Below are 16,799 nucleotides of genomic sequence, written 5' to 3'. Positions count from 1 at the left end.
GATTGCGTGCGGCTGCGCCTGCTGCAGGCGTTAGGAAGGAGCAAATATCATGCGAATTGTAGTGTGGAAGTCCCCCAAAGCCCTCAGCGGCATTCTGCGGAAGCTGTTCAAGATTTCGGAATAAGCAGTCCCGGCCGGGCATACAGTGTCAGCAGAGCGAGACTCCGTGGACAACATGGCGGCGCACAGGGGCGGGAGAGCGGCCGCTGGCGGCCCCTCCCGCCCCGTACCGTTTTCCAGGCGGCGGGAAACGGCTGCGCCGTCCATCGGAGGACCAACGGCCGGAAAGGAAGGGCGAACCATGGAACTGGAATTGAAAAAGGCCTGCTTCGACGCCTATGAGGCGGCGGGAGAGCTGACATTGACTCAGGAGGAGACAGCGGAGACCATCGTGCCGGACTACTGTCCGGACATTGCGCGGATCATCGAGACCACGGGCAAGGTGTTCCTCCACAGCCGGGAGATGCGGGACGGCAGGGCAGAGATCTCCGGCACCGTCCGGGTGACGGTGCTGTACACGCCGGAGGGGGAGGGGGGCATCCGGACCCTGGAATTTGCCATGCCCTTCACGGTGGAGACCGACGGACGCAGTCTGCCGGACTGCGCGGCGCTGCTGGCGGACACGGAGCCGGAGCTTCTGGAGACCCGGATGCTGAACCCCCGCAAGGTCTTCACCCACTGCAAGCTGGTGACGCGGCTGACGGGCTATCAGCGCAGTCCCTTATGCTTCTGCACGGATGCAGAGGCGGGGCCGGAACTGTGCATCGAAAAAAAGCAGGAGCAGCAGCACGCCATCGTGCTGACCCACATTGCGGAGAAGGACTTCACCTTCTCCGAACAGATGGACCTGTCCCCGGGCAGAGAGGGAGCGGCGGAGATCCTCACCAGCCGGGTGAACAGCACTGTGACGGAGACGAAGATCGTGGGCAGCAAGCTGCTGTTCAAGGGTATCTTCACCGTCAGCCTCCTGTACCGGACGGCGGACGGCCGCTGCTGCGCCGCGTCCGGAGAGCTGCCGTTCTCTCAGATCCTGGAGGTGGAAGGCGCCCCGGAGGGCGCAGAGCCATCGGTGCGCCTCCAGTTCACCGGCGCGGATCTGCAGGTCGACGGCGCCGACGCCGAGGGCCGGGAGATCGCGGTGACGCTATACCTCCACGCCACAGCTCTGCTGCGCCAGACCCAGGAACTGACGCTCCTCAGTGACCTCTACTCCACTGCCTATGATCTGACTTATGACGCCGCGCCTCTAGAACTCACCAGCTTTCGGGAACAGTTCACCCGCCGTCAGACGGTGCGGGAGGTGCTGGAGATCGGTGTGGTGGCGGATTCCATCCTGGCCCTCTCCGTCACCTGCGGAGCTGTTTCCGTCAGTCGGGAGGGGGCGGGCGTGGTCCTGCGGACCGGGGCGTCTGTCCGGGCACTGTATCTGGACGAGGGGGGCGTGCCTCTGGTGGCGGAGCGGAGCATCGACGTCAGCTGCCAGCTGGAGCTGCCGGAGGACTGCCGGGTCGCTGCCCGGGCCGTCTGCCCGGAAGAGGTCCAGGGCAGCCTGACGGACCGGGGCATCGAGGTCCGGTTCCCGGTGGACTTCCGGGCGGAGGCGGCCCAGCGTGTGAAACGGGTGTGCGTGTCCGCAGGAAAGATCAATACAGACGCGCCTAAGGAGACCACCGGCGCGCCGTCCCTGGTGCTGCGTTGCCTGGGGAAGCAGGAGACCGCCTGGGATCTGGCGAAACGGTACAACACCACCATCGGCGTGATCCTGGCAGCCAATCAACTGGAGACGGAAGGAGATATCTCCCGGGACCAGCTGCTGCTGATCCCCCGGAAGCGGACCTGAGTCACCCTTGACGGGTCCGGCAGCCCATGGTAGACTGGAAAAAACGGGTATTCGGTCTGTTTCGTCTGCCCTCTGGGAAGTGGAGGTGCCTATGCCGGACTTTGCGGTGCGTGTTCGGGGAGCCAAGGGGAGGAGCTGGCGGTCCCCGAGGCGGCTGGTAGCGGTTTACCTGGGACTCTGGGTTTTTGCCCTGGTGGTGTTCTTGTTGATGGACCCCACGGACGCCATGGGGTACGCCCTTTTATTCCACTGGCTGCTCCTGCCCATCGCCGCCTTTGTGATCTCCCTGCGGATTGGGGAACTGGTCCGCAGGGATGGGCGCATGTGGCTGCTGCCTCTGGCCCTGGGACTTTTGTATATGCTGGCGGACTTTCTCACCTTCCGGCTCGCCAATATGTTGGCCTTTGACAAGATCAACCTGCCTCAGTGGGACCTGTTTTTCATCGGGGCGGCCATCTCTGCCCTGGGCCTTCTCATCGGGCGATTGCTGGGCCGCCGGAGATCCAAACCTGCCTGATTGACGGAGTTTCCCGTTGCCCCGTCTTAACAAGACGGCACAAGATAACAAAAGAGCGGAGCATCAGCTCCGCTCTTTTTCTGTTCCGTTTTATCCCTCGGAATATCGGGCGAGGAACTGACGGGTCCGTTCCTCCCTGGGGTGCTCAATGACTTGGTGGGCGTCACCCTGCTCCACGATGACGCCGCCGTCCATGAAGATCACCTGGTCTGCCACATCCCGGGCAAAGGCCATCTCATGGGTGACGATAATCATGGTGGTCCGCTGTTCCGCCAGCTCCCGAATGACCCGAAGCACCTCGCCGGTGAGTTCCGGGTCCAGGGCGGAGGTGGGCTCGTCAAAGCAGAGGATGTCCGGGTGCAAGGCCAGGGCCCGGGCGATGGCCACCCGCTGCTGCTGTCCGCCGGAGAGCTGGCTGGGGTAGTGATTTGCCCGCTCACTGAGGCCCATCTTCGCCAGCAGCTCCCGGCCGTCCGCTTGGATCTCCTCCAGGATTTGCTTTTTGTTCTGCTTGAAGTCCGGCTGCTCCTGGGCCAGCAGCTCCCGGGCCAGGGTGACGTTCTTCAGCGCCGTGTATTGGGGGAACAGATTGAAGGACTGAAACACCAGCCCGAAGTGGAGCCGCTTCTTCCGCACCTCGCTCTCCCGCTGGGTGGCGGGATCAGCGGCGTCAAAAATCAGATTACCCGCCACAGAGATGGTACCCTGCTCCGGCTTCTCCAGGAAATTCAGGCACCGCAGCAGGGTGGTTTTGCCGGAGCCGGAGGAGCCGATGATGGCCAGGGCCTGGCCCTGCTCCAGATCAAAGCTGATGTCCTCCAGCACCCGGGTGGCGCCGAAATGCTTTTCAATGTGATGTACTTCCAGAATTGCCATAAATCGGTTCCCTCCTTACTGAAAGAAGTCCAGCTTTTTTTCAAGCTTGCCCAGCAGCACCGTGACGATGCCGCTGAAGATCAGATAGTAGACAGCGGTGAAGAACAGGGGCCACACCAGGCCCGCAATGCCGGAGTTGCCCTTCATAAAGGACTCGCCCATCCAGATGACCTCCTGCAATGCGATGACCCGGGCCAGGGAGGTGTCCTTCACCAACGTGATGATCTCGTTGGAGATGGGGGGGACGATTCGCTTGATCATCTGCAGCAGGGTGATGTGGCGGAAGATCTGGGCTTTGGTCATGCCCAGGACCTGGCCTGCCTCCTGCTGGCCCTTCGGCACTCCCTGGATGCCGCCCCGGTAGATCTCGGAGAAGTAGCAGGCGTAATTAATGATGAAGGCCACACACACGGCCATCATCCGCCCGGACTCACCGCTGGGCCAGTTGAACCACTTCTGGATGCCGGGCACATAGAACAGTGCAATGATTTGCAGCACCAGAGGCGTGCCCCGGATGACCCAGACCACCAGGCGGGTCAGCCACCGCAGGGGAGGAAAGCGGCTCATGGAACCGAAGCTGATAACCAAGCCCAGGGGCAGTGCCCCGATCAGGGTGATGAAAAACAGCTGAAGGGTCTTGAGAAATCCGCTGTTCAGGGCCGACAGCACGGTCCGGAATGTGCTGGAGGTAAAAAATTCAATCATGGTATCGTCCTCTCAAGGTCAGTGTGGTAGAGGGGGAAAGCCGCCGAAAAGCAGAGCGCGCACTGCGCACTCTGCTTTTGGAAGATCCGCAGGGGAAGAAGCTCACTCCAGGATCACGGCGTCCTGCAGGCCGTAGGTGGTAGCCACCTCCAGCACGGTGCCGTCAGCCGTCTTCTCCGCCAGGAAGGTGTTGAAGGCGTCCACCAAGTCGGACCCCTGCCGGAAGCCCACGCCATATTCCTCGGAGGGCAGGTCCTGGGCCTCATTCAGGTTCAGGCTGTAGATCAGATCGGCGTAGCTGGTGCCCTCGCCGGTCATCTCAGCGGCCATCAGCACGTCGATGACGGCGGCGTCGGACGTGCCGGCGGCAACCTCCATCAGGGCGTTGGACTGGGCCTGGACCGGCACGGTGGTGGCACCCAAGGCCACGGCGGCATCCTCACCGGCGGAGCCGGACTCCACAGCGATGTTCAGGCCCTCCAGAGAGGTCAGGCCCTCGAACTCAGCGGCCCGGTCGGCAGGATAGACCAGAGTCTGGTAGTTGGTGCAGTATGGGTTGGACGTACCCATAGCAGCCAGAACGTCGTCGGTGAGAGTCATACCATTCCACACGCAGTCGATGGCCCGGGAGTCCAGCTCTTCCACCTTGTAGTCCCAGGTGATCTCCTGGAACTCCACGGAGACGCCCAGGCTCTCGGCAAACAGCTTGGCCAGGTCGGCGTCAAAGCCGATCCACTCATCGCTGCCCTCTTCCTTGTAGTCCATGGGGGCAAAGTAGGTAATGCCCACCACCAGGGTGCCCTTATCCTGGACATAGGCCACGTCGCTCTCGGGAGCGGTGTCACCGGAGACTTCTTCCCCTGTGGGCTGGTCATCAGTGGCGGCGTCCTCGTCAGAGGTTCCGCCGCAGGCGGCCAGAGAGAAGGTCATGGCCAGGGCCAGCAGCGCTGCCCACAGCTTCTTCATGTTTTTCATCGTCAATCCTCCAAATCTCTGGACGGGGATACCGTCCGTTTCATTACATTAGCAGTTTACCACACTAAATTATCCGTGTAAAGCCGCAAAATCAGCCAAGAACGGAGAAGGCCGGCTCCTGAATTTGTGCATCTTCTCCAAAACAAGACGGGCTGTCATACTTCGCAGCAGCCGGACATAGAGTGGAACAAGACTATGGAGCGGAAAAAGGACGGGATGCTATGAATACCAGTATCTATCAGAATATCGCCACCCGCACCGCTGGGGATATCTACATCGGCGTGGTGGGCCCCGTGCGCACCGGGAAGTCCACCTTCATCAAGCGGTTCATGGAGACCCAGGTGATCCCCAACATCGACAACGTCTACCGCAAGGAGCGGGCCCGGGATGAGCTGCCCCAGAGCGGCTCTGGCCGGACCATCATGACCGCCGAGCCCAAGTTCGTCCCGGAGGAGGCTGCCCAGATCCAGCTGCCGGACGGGGCGAGCTTTTCCGTGCGGCTGATCGACTGTGTGGGATACATGGTGAAGGGCGCCATCGGCCAGATGGAGGACGACACCCCCCGGATGGTCACCACCCCCTGGTACGACCATGAGATCCCCATGACCGAGGCGGCGGAGATCGGCACCCGGAAGGTGATCGCCGAGCACTCCACCATCGGCATCGTCATCACTACCGACGGCACCATCTCCGACATCCCCCGGGAGGACTACCTGGAAGCGGAGGAGCGGGTGATCCGGGAGCTGCAGGAGCTGGGGAAGCCCTTCATCGTCCTGCTGAACTCCGCAGACCCCCGGGGCGACCGGGCCCAAGCCATCGCCAAGGACATCTCATCCCGGTATGAGGTGAACTGCATGGCCGTCAACTGCCTGGAGCTGGACGAGGACGCCGTGGCCGCCATCCTGAAGGCGGTGCTCTACGAGTTCCCCATGCAGGAGCTGGACCTGTTCCTGCCCCCCTGGGTGGATGCCTTGCCGGCGGACCATCCTATCAAAGCGGGCCTGTATGACGCCATCCGTCAGAACACCGCCCAGCTCCGCCACATCCGGGAGGTGGAGGGCGTCATCGCCGCCCTGGGGGAGAGCGAGCACATCAGTGAGGCCAGAATCTCAGCCATCGACCTGGGCACCGGCGTGGCCGCCGCACGGCTGGCCTTGCCCCGGGAGCTGTTCTACAAGACCCTGTCGGAGCAGTCCGGCTTTGAGGTGGGGGATGATGGGGATCTGATGAGCCTGCTGACGAAGCTGGCGGCGGTGAAGGCGGAGTACGACAAGGTAGCCGGCGCCCTCCACGACGTCCGAGAGACGGGCTACGGCATCGTGGTCCCCGGCATCGACGAGCTGAAGCTGGAGGAGCCGGAGATCATGAAGCAGGGCGGCCGGTACGGCGTGCGGCTGAAGGCCAGCGCCCCCAGTATCCACATGATCCGGGCGGACATTGAGACTGCCGTCAGCCCCATCGTGGGCAACGAGAAGCAGTCCGAGGACATGGTGAACTACCTGCTGCAGGAGTTTGAAGGGGATACCAGCAAGATCTGGCAGTCCAACATCTTCGGACGCAGCTTCCACGAGCTGGTGAACGAGGATCTGCAGGCAAAGCTCAAGCGGATGCCGGAGGACGCCCGGCGGAAGCTCCAGGAGACCCTGACCCGCATCATTAATGAGGGCAGCGGGGGACTCATCTGCATCATTCTGTGACGCAGACATCATAGAAAGGGCGCCGGATTCCTCCGGCGCCCTTTCTTACTATTCCAGCCTGTCCCAGGGGGAGCTGGGAAAAGGCCGACTCGCCCGGTATACGTGAGACCGACCACCACAAAGGGAACCAAAAGACGCCGAACAGCGCAAGGATTGGGGGATTCCTGTTCAGATGTCCCAAAGGCATCCCTGAAGAAGAAATTTCCTCCGATGCCCTCACCGCTTCATCCGGGGATCGCAGGTGCCGAACCGCCGGACATTTTCCCGCCCCTGGGACAGGGTCAGCCCATGATTTTCGTCGCTGGGCTCGTTGTCGGAGGAAATGAACACGTCGTTCTCCCACCAGCATACCGGGCAGATGTAAGCCACCGCCTCCTCCGGCGGGACCGGGAGGGTGATCTGCCCACAGCAGGGACAGGGATAGCGCCCGGGCCGATCCTGAGCTGCCGGAATCGGAGGCTCCGGCGGCCCATAGCCGTTGAACGCCTTCGGCGCGTAAAACATCTTTTTTCGTGTGTGCGCCATGGAGACCACCTGCGTCTCACAGCGCCGTGCCACGAGTGGGGACATACAGCCCGGTCATGTCCACGCCCTCCAGCTCCAGCAAGAACTGCTTGTTGGCCACGCCTCCGGCGTAGCCTGTCAGACTTCCGTCGCTGCCCACAACCCGGTGACAGGGGATCAGAATGGAGATGGGGTTGTGGCCCACGGCGCCGCCCACTGCCTGGGCCGCGGCAGAAATCCCCTGGCCCCGGAGCGTCCGGGCCAGGGCGCCGTATGTGGTGACCGTGCCGTAGGGGATCTCCAGCAGCAGGCGCCACACCGCCTGGCGGAAGGGGCTGCCCTGGGGGGCCAGAGGCGGCAGAGCCGGAAGGGGAGCCTTGGCAAAATAGGCGTCCAGCCAGGCGGAGACCTGCTCAAATACCGGCAGGTCATTTTCCTTTACAGCATTTGGGAGTCCAGCACCAAAGTATTTCTGCCCATCCAGCCACAGCCCTGTGAGGGCTGTGCCGTCCGAGGAGAGGGTCAGCATTCCCACCGGGGAGGGCTTATGAAAGATCATCCACATACAATTACACCTCAAATCAGGATCAGAGTGATGGAGCGATTGCAAACGAATGTAAGTCGTTCAACAGGGACCGCTTGATTTGTCCGGCGCGGAATGGGCGCTCCGGCGGTACGCCAGCGGGGACTGTCCTGTGCCGGACCGGAAGGCCCGGTAAAAGGCGGAGAGACTGTCAAATCCGGCCTCCCCGGCTATTTGGGCAACGGGCTGGTCCGTCTCCCGCAGCAGGCGGCAGGCTTCGGTTACCCGAAGCGTTCCCAGGCAGCCGTGGAGGGTGGTGCCGTAGGCTGCATGGAACAGATCGGCCAACCTCCGGCGGGAGAGTCCCAGGCCGTTCAGCGCGGCTGACAAGTCCGCCTGATCCCGGAAGTGGCGATGCAGCAGCGCCATGGCCTCCGCAGCAACGTCTTGGCCCGGGGAAAAATCGGTCAGGTCCGGGCGGCAGCGCTTGCAGGGGCGGAACCCCGCCGCCAGTGCAGCGTCCGCCGTGGGGAAGAACCGCACCCGGTCCCGCCGCGGCGGTCGGGAGGGGCAGGAGGGACGGCAGAAGATGCCTGTGGAGGCTACGCCGTAGAAAAATGTGCCATCATACCGGCGGTCGTTGTCCAGGACCGCCTGCCAGCGCTGCCGGTCTGTCATGTGTGCCGCCCCCGTTTTTTGTCCGGTTTCCGTCCGGCGCCAGGGTCCGTCAGCTCCGGCAGGGCGCCGCAGGCGATGGCCCAGAGGTACAGGCTGGCAGTGGTGCCGTAGGGGCTGTACCGCTTCTGCAGGCGCTGGAAGGTCCTCTGGTCGATGGACCGCTTTCGGTACAGCATCCGCATCCCCCGGAGGATGGCCAAGTCGCCCCAGCTGACCACATCCGGCCGCCGGAGGCCGAAGATCAGCAGCATCTCCGCTGTCCAAGGCCCCACACCCCGCAGGGAGGTGAGGCGGGCCAGCACCTCACGGTCCTCCATTTCCGCCAGGGCGTCTAGATCAAAATCCCCGGAGGCCGCTTTCCGGGCAAATTCCAGGATGTACAGCGCCCGGCGGCGGGTCATGCCCAGGGCCTGGAGCGCCTCGGCCGGCATGGCCGCGACCGTCTCCGGCACAAGCGTCCCGGCCGCTGCCTGGAGCCGCTGCCACACTGTCCGCTGGGCAGCCATGGATACCTGCTGGCCGATGATGTGGTGGATTACGGAGGAGAAGAGGTCTGGGTCCACCTCCCGATGGATGGGGCCGATCCGCTCCATGGCCGCGCCCAGTTTCAGGTCTCTGGCACGCAGATAGGCAATCTCCGTTTCACCATAGGGAAAATCCATGGCGCCTCCTCCTTTCGCGTGTGTTCAACAAAAGTATAGCAGATCCGGCGGCAGATTTCTTCCCGTTTTCGGACGTTTCATCGAAAAATTTTCCCTCTGTCCCGGCCTTGCATCCGGCGGCAGGGCGTGATACCATAGAATACGATCAAGATCGGAAGAAAAAAGGAGAGAGGCTTATGCTGCTGGCCATTGATGTAGGAAACTCCAACACCTCTGTGGGGCTGTTTGACAGGGACAAGCAGCTGCGGTTTCTGGCATCCCTGGACACGGACAGCCGCAAGACCGCAGACCAGATCAGCATCGACCTGATGAACCTGTTCGCCCTGTATCACTTCCGGTTTGAGGATGTGACGGGGGCGATCCTGTGCAGCGTGGTCCCCCCCCTGAACTTCATGATGGAGAAGGCTCTGGCCCGGCTGCTGGGCAAGCCGCCCATGGTGGTGGGGCCCGGTGTGCGGACGGGGCTGAACATCCGGCTGGCGGTCCAGTCCCAGGTAGGGGCGGACATCGTGGCCGACGCGGTGGCGGCGCTGGAGAAATTCGAGCCTCCTATCGTCACCATCGACATGGGCACCGCCACCACCATCGGCGTCATCTCCGAGGGCCGGAATTACGAGGGCGGGATGCTGCTGCCGGGGGTCAACGTGTCCCTGGAGGCCCTGAGCCGCCGGGCGGCCCAGCTGCCCGCCATCTCCCTCCAGCACCCCAAGGTGTTGATTGGCAAGACGACGGAGGACTGTATGCGCTCCGGCATCGTCTACGGCACCGCCGGGATGCTGGACGGGGTCATCGACCGCATCCGGGAACAGTTCTCAGGACGGACCCTCAGCGTGGTGGCCACCGGCGGCAATGCCCCGGTGATCGTGAAATACTGCCGGAACAAGATCGTCTACGACAAGTACCTGCTGATGGACGGGCTGTGGGCGATCTATCAGAAGAACAAGTGAGGGGGCTGACCGCATGGTGACTCTGTTCGCTGTGGCGTTCTGGACCATTGCCGCAGGGATCGTGGGCAGTCTGGTGAGTGGCAGCTTCGGCGTGATCTGCGCTGTCGGCGTGGCGGCAGGGTTCATCTGCTGGTCTGTTCAGGATCGTGGGAAGTGAGATCTAACTGAGACAGGAGGTATATACAATGGGGGCTTTTGGACATGCACTGATCTCAGCATTGCTTATATTGATTGGAGGGTATCTCGGCAGCTTCTTGGGGCTTGCCGGCTGTATGATCATGACAGCGGCCGTCTCTGTCGGATGCATCGTCTACCATCTCGAACGGCGTCAGAAGAAAGATGAAACTTGAGCGAAAAAAAGCGCCTGGCACAAAAATCGTGCCGGGCGCTTTTTTCACGGTTGCCTGTTGTTTGGAAAACCCGCTTACTTCACCAGGACTTTCTTCAGCTTCGCGAAGCGGGGCAGGGAGTCCTCCTTGGGCAGCTTGGGCTCGCCCTGGATCAGGGGCAGCACATAGTCGATGAAGGGCTTCTCCACGCCGTTGTGGGCAGCGTTGATCCACTCGATGGGCACCTTCTTCTCGGTGTTGGCCACATCGGTCAGGGGCAGCAGCTTGGTCTTGCAGACGTACTGGCCGTCCTCATAGCTGCGCTCGAAGCCCACCATCTTGTCGGTGATACCATTGACGGCGTTCTCCACAGCGGCCTTGCCGCTCATGACGGCCTCCTCGATATCGGTCTCGGACGCCAGGTGGGCACCGCACCGCTGGAGGAGGGAGAGCTCGATGCCACGGACCTTGGCGCCGGTCTTCTCCTTGACCACCTGGGCCAGCAGGGAGGCCAGGCCGCCCAGCTGAGCATGGCCGAAGCCGTCGGTGGCAGAGGTCTTGGCCTCGGAGACGAAGGAGCCGTCAGCGTAGTGGATGCCCTCGGAGACGGCCACCATACAGTTGCCCTTTTCCTTATAGATGCGCTCCACGTCGGCCAGGAACTGGTCCATGTCGAAGTCCACCTCGGGCAGGTACACCAGATCGGGGCCGGCGCCGTAGGCGGTGGCCAGGGCGGCGGCGCCAGCCAGCCAGCCGGCGTGGCGGCCCATGATCTCAATGATGCAGACCATGCCGGTGTCATACACCCGGGCATCCTGATAGACCTCCATGCAGCTGGTGGCAATATACTTGGCGGCGGAGGCGAAACCGGGGCAGTGGTCGGTTCCGAACAGGTCGTTGTCGATGGTCTTGGGCACGCCCATCACGCGGCACTCATAGCCGACCTTCTGCATGTACTTGCTGATCTTGTTGCAGGTGTCCATGGAGTCGTTGCCGCCGTTGTAGAAGAAGTAGCGGACGTCATACTTCTTGAAGATCTCCAGAATCCGCTTGTAGTCGGTGTCATCCACATCCGGGTCCGCCATCTTGTACCGGCAGGAGCCCAGGGCAGAGGAGGGGGTGTACTTCAGCAGCTCCAGCTCTGCCGGGTCCTCCTGGCCCATATCAAACAGCCGGTCGTTCAAAACGCCCTTGATGCCGTGCTCCGCGCCCAGGACGCGGGTGATGCTGGGGTTCTTCAATGCCGTGGCGATGACGCCGTAGGCACTGGCGTTGATGACGGAAGTAGGGCCGCCGGACTGGCCGAAAATGCAGGCGCCTTTCAGTTCACTCATGGAAAAATCCTCCTCAGATTTGGTTTCGGGATGCTTTCTTTCATCATATCATTCAAAAAAAGAATTGTAAATACTTGCATTTTAAAAATCTTGTGATATTATCATAAGGGAAAATCGTTTTCGTTCTTTTGAATCGGCGTTTTTTGACAACCGGGATCGGACCTGTCGGCCGATGTGGGAGAGCGGGACAAATAAATGAACAGGAGTTGATCTTATGGCACTGGTTACCACGACCGAAATGTTCAAAAAAGCCTACGACGGCGGCTATGCCATCGGCGCGTTCAACGTCAACAATATGGAGATCGTCCAGGGCATCACCGAGGCCGCCCGGGATCTGGAGGCTCCCCTGATTCTCCAGGTGTCCAAGGGCGCCCGGGCCTACGCCAACCACACCTATCTGGTGAAGCTGGTGGAGGCGGCCGTCATCGAGTGCCCCAACATCCCCATCGCCCTGCATCTGGACCACGGCCCTGACTTTGAGACCTGCAAGAGCTGCATCGACGGCGGCTTTACCTCCGTCATGATCGACGCCTCCAGCAAGCCCTTTGCTGAGAACATTGAAATCACCAAGAAGGTGGTTGAGTACGCCCACGACCACGGCGTGGTTGTGGAGGCCGAGCTGGGCGCTCTGGCCGGCATCGAGGACGACGTGAAGGTCTCTGCCGAGGAGTCCCACTACACTCATCCCGAGGAGGTCCAGGAGTTCGTGGAGAAGACCGGCTGCGACTCCCTGGCTATCGCCATCGGCACCAGCCACGGCGCCTACAAGTTCACCGCCGCCCAGTGCACCCGCAACGAGAAGGGCGAGCTGGTTCCGCCTCCCCTGCGCTTCGACATCCTGGACGAGGTCGTGAAGCGCCTGCCCGGATTCCCCATTGTGCTTCATGGCTCCTCTTCCGTGCCCCAGGAGTTCGTCCGTATGGTCAACGAATTCGGCGGTAAGATGCCTGATGCCGTGGGCATTCCCGAGGAGCAGCTGCGCAAGGCTGCCCGTAGCGCCGTGTGCAAGATCAACATTGACTCCGACCTGCGTCTGGCCATGACCGGCACCATCCGCAAGTTCATGGCGGAGCACCCCGACAAGTTCGATCCCCGCGAGTACCTGAAGCCCGCCCGCGCCGCCATCAAGGAGCTGGTGTCCCACAAGATCGTGGACGTGCTGGGCTGCGACCACAAGGCCTGAGCCTGCCCCGGACCCTGTTTTTGAAAAGAAGGCGGAGGGAGCGCGATGCGCTCCCTCCGTTTTTCTGTCCGGGGTCAGCTACTGTTTATCAGAGGCGGCCATCTCCGCCTCCCGCTCCAGCACCCGTCGGGCGAAGGCCGCCATGGTACAATCCTCCACTGTCTCCCCGGGTCGGATCACCAGATTGAAAAAGCAGCTGGGGATCTCGCCTTTGCGCAGCTCTTTCTGAATGCACAGGTCGCACCCCTGGCTATGGTTGGAGGGATGGCAGCGGCAGGCGGTGTTTTGGCAGGTACAGAAATGCGTCATGGCAGTTCTCCTTTTGCAATCGGGCAGGACTCGCTGACGGCCAGGCGTTTCAACAGGGCGTGGGTCACCTGGGCTGCGATTTCAGAAGCCCGGCGGCAGTTTTCCTCAAAGCAGGCGGCGGCGGATCGGTCGGCCGAATCGGTGATGGTGCGAATGGAGAGGAATGGGATGCCGTTTGCATGGCAGACATGGGCAACGGCCGCGGATTCCATATCCGCGCAAAGGGGGTGAAATGCGGACCGCACGGCCTCTGTCCCAGGGCCAGAGAGAAAGGCTTCTCCGGTCACCATCCGCCCGAAGCGGACGGGGCGGCCGGAGTCCTGGGCCGCCTGGGTGGCCAAGGAGAGCAGGAAGGGGTCCCCCGGGAACCAGATGGAGTCCATCCAGGGATGGAACTCCGTGAGAATATCCTCAGCTACATCGTGATAGGCGGTCTCTGTGCTGATGACGGTATCAAAGATGGAGATGGATGGGTCGATGCCTCCTGCTGTGCCCGCATTGATGATGGCTTCCACCCGGCAGCTGTCAATGAGGACCTGGGCAGCGATGGCCGCATTGACCTTGCAGACACCACTGTACAGAGCGGCGGCAGGAACGCTGGAGATCCATCCCTCGTAGATCGTGAGCATGGCCTGCCGGCGGACGGAGCGCCTGTCCAGAAGAGGCAGGAACGGCGCGAGCTCGTCATCTCCGGCGCACAGGATTCCGATTTTGGGGAGCACGTCCCATCCCTCCTCTTTGCAGAGCAGCTGCGGTTATGGGGGTATTGTAACACGCAACGTCTGGGAGCGCAATCAAAGATTGCACAGAATAATGTTGTATGGTATAATATAATAGTTATCTCGATATAAGGAAAACCGGCCGCCATCCGGCAGAGATGCCTGGCAGCTTGAGTATTTGAGGTGGATACAAAATGGAAAACGAAGTACAGAAAAAACGAATCCTGAGCGGCATCCAGCCCTCCGGCGACCTGACCCTGGGTTCCTATCTGGGGGCCATCAAGAACTGGGCGGCTCTGGCTGACGAATATGACTGCTACTACATGCTGGCAGACATGCACACCATCACAGTGCGGCAGGTGCCCGCTGAGCTGCGGCGGCATACCCTGACCCAGGTGGCGGCCTACATTGCCAGCGGCCTGGACCCGGAGAAAAACGTGCTGTTCGTCCAGTCCCACGTGCCTGCCCACGCCCAGCTGGGCTGGGTACTGGACTGCTACACCATGTTCGGCGAGCTCAGCCGCATGACCCAGTTCAAGGACAAGTCCGCCAAGAACGCCGACAACATCAACGCCGGCCTCTTCACCTATCCGGCCCTGATGGCCGCCGACATCCTGCTGTACCAGGCAGACCTGGTGCCGGTGGGCGGCGACCAGAAGCAGCACGTGGAGATCTGCCGGGACATCGCCACCCGGTTCAACGGGATCTACGGTGATACCTTTAAGCTGCCGGATCCCTATATCCCACAGGTGGGCGCCAGGGTCATGAGCCTCACCAGCCCGGAAAAGAAGATGAGCAAATCCGACAAGGACCCCAACGGCTGCGTCTACATGCTGGAAAAGCCGGAGGACATCCTGCGCAAGTTCAAGAAGGCCGTGACGGACTCCGAGGCCTGCGTCCGCTTTGACCCGGCCGACAAGCCCGGTGTGTCCAACCTGATGCAGATCTACGCCGTGGCCACCGGCAAGAGCTTTGAGACCATCGAGCAGGAGTTCGCCGGCCATGGCTACGGCGACTTCAAGCAGGCGGTGGGTGAGTCCGTGGTGGAGCTGCTGCGGCCCATCCGGGAGGAGACGGAACGCCTGCTGGCGGACAAGAGCTATCTGGAGAGCGTCTACCGCGCCGGTGCGGAGAAGGCGGCCTATGTAGCCAACCGGACCCTGAACAAGGTCTATAAAAAGGTGGGCTTCCTGCCCCGGTGATGGAGGAGACATCATGTTGATCGAAAACCGGCTGATCGCCTATACGCTGCTGGCGCTGCTGGTGGCGCTGGTCGTCAGCTTTCTGATGACGCCCATCGTCAAGACTTTTGCTTACAAGGTGGGGGCCATCGACGTACCCAAGGACGCCCGCCGGATGCACAAGACTCCTATTCCCCGGCTGGGGGGGCTGGCCATCTTTATCGGCTTCATGGTCAGCATCCTGCTGTTTGTGGAGATCACGGCCGAGATGCGCAGCATCCTGCTGGGAGCCGTTATCATCGTGGTGCTGGGCGTGGTGGACGACATCATGGCCCTGCCGGCGCTGCTGAAATTTGTGGTGCAGATCGTGGCCGCCCTGATCCCCGCCACCCACGGCGTGGTGATCCAGGCGTTTTCCAACCCCAACGTCTTTTCGGACAATCCCTATTGGGTGCTGGGAAATCTCTCCGTGCCCCTGACGGTGCTTTGGATTGTTGCCATCACCAACGCGGTGAACCTGATCGACGGCCTGGACGGCCTGGCCAACGGCGTCTCCGCCATCTCCGCCACCACAGTGCTGGTGATCGCCCTCATTGGCGGGCAGTTTCAGGTGGCTGTGGTGATGGCGGCCCTGGTGGGGGCCTGCGTGGGCTTCATGCCCTACAACATGAACCCTGCCAAGATGTTTATGGGCGACACCGGCGCCACCTTCCTGGGCTACATTTTGGCCACCATGTCCATCCAGGGCCTGTTCAAGTTCTATGCCATCATCTCCTTTGCGGTGCCATTCCTGATTCTGGGACTGCCCATCTTTGACACCGCCTTTGCCTTCATCCGCCGCATCGCCCACGGCCAGAGCCCCATGCACGCCGACCGGAGCCACATCCACCACCGGCTCATCGACATGGGCCTGAACCAGAAGCAGGCGGTGGCTACTCTGTACGTGATCTCTGCCATCCTGGGCTTGAGCGCCGTGGTGCTGACTACCAGTGGGGAGGGCCGGGCCATGCTGCTGTTCCTGGTGCTGTGCATCGTGGCAGTGGTGGCCGCCCGGGTGGTGTTCCCCAAGGAGGTCAAGGAGGAGCTGCACGAAGAGTTGGAGGAGCTGAAGGAGCACGGCCACCACGGCCATCATCCAGCGGACAAGCCGGAGGATGATGGAAAGACGGAGGAGAAGTAAATGGAAAAGCTGCGGATCATGAGCGTCTTCGGCACCCGGCCGGAGGCCATCAAGATGTGCCCCCTGGTGCAGGAGCTGGCGAATCGGGAGGGGATCGAGAGCCTCTGCTGCGTCACCGCCCAGCACCGGCAGATGCTGGACAGCGTGCTGGAGGTCTTTCAGGTGAAGCCGGACTGGGATCTGGACATCATGACCCCCCGGCAGACGCTGTCCACCATCACCAGCAAGTGCCTCACCGGCATGGACGAGGCCATCGACGCCCTGAAGCCGGATATGATCCTGGTTCACGGGGACACCTCCACCACCTTTGCCGGTGCCCTGTCAGCCTTTTACCATCAGGTGTCCGTTGGGCACGTGGAGGCAGGATTGCGAACCTATGACAAGTATTCTCCCTTTCCAGAGGAGATGAACCGGAAGCTGGTGTCCGCCATTGCGGACCTGTATTTCTGTCCCACCGCCAACAATCGGGCCAACCTGGAGCGGGAGGGTATTACCAAGGGGCTGTTCGTCACCGGCAACACGGTCATCGACGCTTTGAAGACCACAGTCCGGCCGGACTACCGCTTTTCCACAGAGGAGCTGAATCAGCTGCCCTATGGGGAGAAGAAGATCGTTCTTGTTACCTGCCACCGGCGGGGGG

At 61.7% G+C, this 16,799-nt stretch carries 21 protein-coding genes; 11 read left to right on the top strand and 10 right to left on the bottom strand.

Annotated elements, in window-relative coordinates:
• Positions 1-49 precede the first annotated feature (49 nt).
• From spoVM to HMPREF1546_RS14245, 3 genes are all read left to right on the top strand, one after another.
• Positions 50-124 (top strand): stage V sporulation protein SpoVM, encoded by a 75-nt coding sequence (gene spoVM / locus HMPREF1546_RS19960; RefSeq protein WP_119311903.1) that lies wholly within the window; start codon positions 50-52, stop codon positions 122-124.
• 177 nt (positions 125-301) lie between these two features.
• Entirely contained in the window at positions 302-1,840 is a 1,539-nt protein-coding gene (locus HMPREF1546_RS14250) for an SPOCS domain-containing protein (protein ID WP_021749911.1), read from the top strand.
• A 91-nt stretch (positions 1,841-1,931) separates the two neighbouring features.
• Positions 1,932-2,357, top strand: a complete 426-nt coding sequence (locus tag HMPREF1546_RS14245) for a hypothetical protein (protein ID WP_021749912.1) — start codon at positions 1,932-1,934, stop codon at positions 2,355-2,357.
• Between the two features lie 90 nt (positions 2,358-2,447).
• On the opposite strand, the gene HMPREF1546_RS14240 is transcribed toward HMPREF1546_RS14245, so the two are convergent.
• The 3 genes from HMPREF1546_RS14240 to HMPREF1546_RS14230 all read right to left on the bottom strand — a co-directional run bounded on the left by HMPREF1546_RS14240 (position 2,448) and on the right by HMPREF1546_RS14230 (position 4,913).
• The gene (locus tag HMPREF1546_RS14240; RefSeq protein ID WP_021749913.1) at positions 2,448-3,233 is read right to left on the bottom strand and encodes an amino acid ABC transporter ATP-binding protein; all 786 of its coding nucleotides are present in this window, start codon (positions 3,231-3,233) and stop codon (positions 2,448-2,450) included.
• Positions 3,234-3,248: 15 nt separating this feature from the next.
• Positions 3,249-3,938, bottom strand: coding sequence for an amino acid ABC transporter permease (locus HMPREF1546_RS14235; protein ID WP_021749914.1), 690 nt, complete (start codon positions 3,936-3,938; stop codon positions 3,249-3,251).
• A 102-nt stretch (positions 3,939-4,040) separates the two neighbouring features.
• Positions 4,041-4,913 (bottom strand): transporter substrate-binding domain-containing protein, encoded by an 873-nt coding sequence (locus HMPREF1546_RS14230; RefSeq protein ID WP_021749915.1) that lies wholly within the window; start codon positions 4,911-4,913, stop codon positions 4,041-4,043.
• 221 nt (positions 4,914-5,134) lie between these two features.
• On the opposite strand from HMPREF1546_RS14230, the gene spoIVA reads away from it, so the two are divergent.
• Complete coding sequence (spoIVA, locus tag HMPREF1546_RS14225) at positions 5,135-6,610, top strand: stage IV sporulation protein A (protein ID WP_021749916.1); 1,476 nt, start codon at positions 5,135-5,137, stop codon at positions 6,608-6,610.
• A 216-nt stretch (positions 6,611-6,826) separates the two neighbouring features.
• Here spoIVA and HMPREF1546_RS14220 read toward each other — a convergent pair whose 3' ends face one another.
• The 4 genes from HMPREF1546_RS14220 to HMPREF1546_RS14205 form a co-directional block, all read right to left on the bottom strand.
• Complete coding sequence (locus tag HMPREF1546_RS14220; protein WP_021749918.1) at positions 6,827-7,135, bottom strand: CPCC family cysteine-rich protein; 309 nt, start codon at positions 7,133-7,135, stop codon at positions 6,827-6,829.
• Positions 7,136-7,151: 16 nt separating this feature from the next.
• A complete protein-coding gene (locus HMPREF1546_RS14215) occupies positions 7,152-7,673 on the bottom strand; it encodes a methylated-DNA--[protein]-cysteine S-methyltransferase (protein WP_353847121.1) in 522 nt (173 codons plus the stop codon).
• 66 nt (positions 7,674-7,739) lie between these two features.
• Positions 7,740-8,315 carry a bifunctional transcriptional activator/DNA repair enzyme AdaA gene (locus tag HMPREF1546_RS14210; protein WP_021749920.1) on the bottom strand — a complete coding sequence of 192 codons (576 nt, stop codon included), beginning with the start codon at positions 8,313-8,315 and terminating at the stop codon, positions 7,740-7,742.
• The gene (locus HMPREF1546_RS14205; RefSeq protein ID WP_021749921.1) at positions 8,312-8,977 is read right to left on the bottom strand and encodes a DNA-3-methyladenine glycosylase; all 666 of its coding nucleotides are present in this window, start codon (positions 8,975-8,977) and stop codon (positions 8,312-8,314) included. Before HMPREF1546_RS14205 ends, HMPREF1546_RS14210 begins: the two co-directional genes overlap by 4 nt.
• 176 nt (positions 8,978-9,153) lie before the next feature.
• Between HMPREF1546_RS14205 and HMPREF1546_RS14200 the strand changes: the two genes are divergently transcribed.
• The 3 genes from HMPREF1546_RS14200 to HMPREF1546_RS18975 are packed head-to-tail and all read left to right on the top strand — an operon-like array spanning position 9,154 to position 10,274.
• Positions 9,154-9,924: a type III pantothenate kinase gene (locus HMPREF1546_RS14200; protein ID WP_025545668.1), complete on the top strand. Its 771-nt coding sequence runs from the start codon at positions 9,154-9,156 to the stop codon at positions 9,922-9,924.
• A 13-nt stretch (positions 9,925-9,937) separates the two neighbouring features.
• Positions 9,938-10,081, top strand: coding sequence for a hypothetical protein (locus HMPREF1546_RS18980; protein WP_021749923.1), 144 nt, complete (start codon positions 9,938-9,940; stop codon positions 10,079-10,081).
• 28 nt (positions 10,082-10,109) lie between these two features.
• Positions 10,110-10,274: a hypothetical protein gene (locus HMPREF1546_RS18975; RefSeq protein WP_021749924.1), complete on the top strand. Its 165-nt coding sequence runs from the start codon at positions 10,110-10,112 to the stop codon at positions 10,272-10,274.
• Between the two features lie 74 nt (positions 10,275-10,348).
• Here the strand turns inward: HMPREF1546_RS18975 and HMPREF1546_RS14195 are convergent, their stop codons facing one another.
• Positions 10,349-11,587, bottom strand: coding sequence for a 6-phosphofructokinase (locus HMPREF1546_RS14195; RefSeq protein ID WP_021749925.1), 1,239 nt, complete (start codon positions 11,585-11,587; stop codon positions 10,349-10,351).
• Positions 11,588-11,801: 214 nt separating this feature from the next.
• Between HMPREF1546_RS14195 and fba the strand changes: the two genes are divergently transcribed.
• On the top strand, positions 11,802-12,770 hold the full coding sequence (gene fba, locus HMPREF1546_RS14190) for a class II fructose-1,6-bisphosphate aldolase (protein WP_021749927.1): 969 nt from the start codon (positions 11,802-11,804) through the stop codon (positions 12,768-12,770).
• Between the two features lie 78 nt (positions 12,771-12,848).
• On the opposite strand, the gene HMPREF1546_RS14185 is transcribed toward fba, so the two are convergent.
• The gene (locus HMPREF1546_RS14185) at positions 12,849-13,079 is read right to left on the bottom strand and encodes a DUF6485 family protein (RefSeq protein ID WP_021749928.1); all 231 of its coding nucleotides are present in this window, start codon (positions 13,077-13,079) and stop codon (positions 12,849-12,851) included.
• Positions 13,076-13,801, bottom strand: coding sequence for a 5'-methylthioadenosine/S-adenosylhomocysteine nucleosidase (gene mtnN / locus HMPREF1546_RS14180; RefSeq protein ID WP_021749929.1), 726 nt, complete (start codon positions 13,799-13,801; stop codon positions 13,076-13,078). The genes HMPREF1546_RS14185 and mtnN overlap by 4 nt, the downstream gene beginning before the upstream one ends.
• Positions 13,802-13,992: 191 nt before the next feature.
• Between mtnN and trpS the strand changes: the two genes are divergently transcribed.
• The 3 genes from trpS to wecB all read left to right on the top strand — a co-directional run.
• Positions 13,993-15,000: a tryptophan--tRNA ligase gene (gene trpS, locus HMPREF1546_RS14175; protein ID WP_021749930.1), complete on the top strand. Its 1,008-nt coding sequence runs from the start codon at positions 13,993-13,995 to the stop codon at positions 14,998-15,000.
• 13 nt (positions 15,001-15,013) lie between these two features.
• On the top strand, positions 15,014-16,159 hold the full coding sequence (locus tag HMPREF1546_RS14170; protein WP_021749931.1) for an MraY family glycosyltransferase: 1,146 nt from the start codon (positions 15,014-15,016) through the stop codon (positions 16,157-16,159).
• The coding region (gene wecB / locus HMPREF1546_RS18475; protein WP_021752051.1) for a non-hydrolyzing UDP-N-acetylglucosamine 2-epimerase at positions 16,160-16,799 on the top strand (640 nt) is incomplete at its 3' end. It abuts the gene before it with no gap.

This window comes from Oscillibacter sp. KLE 1745 (assembly GCF_000469445.2).
Classification (GTDB): domain Bacteria; phylum Bacillota; class Clostridia; order Oscillospirales; family Oscillospiraceae; genus Oscillibacter; species Oscillibacter welbionis.
Note: the sequence above shows the minus strand (reverse complement) of the source record. Positions and strands in the feature narration are given on the sequence as shown.

Coding starts and splice junctions, on each gene's coding strand:
- HMPREF1546_RS18980 (WP_021749923.1), top strand. CDS start 9,938: ATGGTGACTCTGTTCGCTGTGGCGTTCTGGACCATTGCCGCAGGGATC.
- HMPREF1546_RS14170 (WP_021749931.1), top strand. CDS start 15,014: ATGTTGATCGAAAACCGGCTGATCGCCTATACGCTGCTGGCGCTGCTG.
- HMPREF1546_RS14210 (WP_021749920.1), bottom strand. CDS start 8,315: ATGACAGACCGGCAGCGCTGGCAGGCGGTCCTGGACAACGACCGCCGG.
- HMPREF1546_RS14195 (WP_021749925.1), bottom strand. CDS start 11,587: ATGAGTGAACTGAAAGGCGCCTGCATTTTCGGCCAGTCCGGCGGCCCT.
- fba (WP_021749927.1), top strand. CDS start 11,802: ATGGCACTGGTTACCACGACCGAAATGTTCAAAAAAGCCTACGACGGC.
- HMPREF1546_RS14220 (WP_021749918.1), bottom strand. CDS start 7,135: ATGGCGCACACACGAAAAAAGATGTTTTACGCGCCGAAGGCGTTCAAC.
- HMPREF1546_RS14230 (WP_021749915.1), bottom strand. CDS start 4,913: ATGAAAAACATGAAGAAGCTGTGGGCAGCGCTGCTGGCCCTGGCCATG.
- HMPREF1546_RS14200 (WP_025545668.1), top strand. CDS start 9,154: ATGCTGCTGGCCATTGATGTAGGAAACTCCAACACCTCTGTGGGGCTG.
- trpS (WP_021749930.1), top strand. CDS start 13,993: ATGGAAAACGAAGTACAGAAAAAACGAATCCTGAGCGGCATCCAGCCC.
- HMPREF1546_RS14185 (WP_021749928.1), bottom strand. CDS start 13,079: ATGACGCATTTCTGTACCTGCCAAAACACCGCCTGCCGCTGCCATCCC.
- HMPREF1546_RS14245 (WP_021749912.1), top strand. CDS start 1,932: ATGCCGGACTTTGCGGTGCGTGTTCGGGGAGCCAAGGGGAGGAGCTGG.
- HMPREF1546_RS14250 (WP_021749911.1), top strand. CDS start 302: ATGGAACTGGAATTGAAAAAGGCCTGCTTCGACGCCTATGAGGCGGCG.
- spoIVA (WP_021749916.1), top strand. CDS start 5,135: ATGAATACCAGTATCTATCAGAATATCGCCACCCGCACCGCTGGGGAT.
- HMPREF1546_RS14205 (WP_021749921.1), bottom strand. CDS start 8,977: ATGGATTTTCCCTATGGTGAAACGGAGATTGCCTATCTGCGTGCCAGA.
- HMPREF1546_RS14215 (WP_353847121.1), bottom strand. CDS start 7,673: ATGATCTTTCATAAGCCCTCCCCGGTGGGAATGCTGACCCTCTCCTCG.
- HMPREF1546_RS18975 (WP_021749924.1), top strand. CDS start 10,110: ATGGGGGCTTTTGGACATGCACTGATCTCAGCATTGCTTATATTGATT.
- HMPREF1546_RS14235 (WP_021749914.1), bottom strand. CDS start 3,938: ATGATTGAATTTTTTACCTCCAGCACATTCCGGACCGTGCTGTCGGCC.
- HMPREF1546_RS14240 (WP_021749913.1), bottom strand. CDS start 3,233: ATGGCAATTCTGGAAGTACATCACATTGAAAAGCATTTCGGCGCCACC.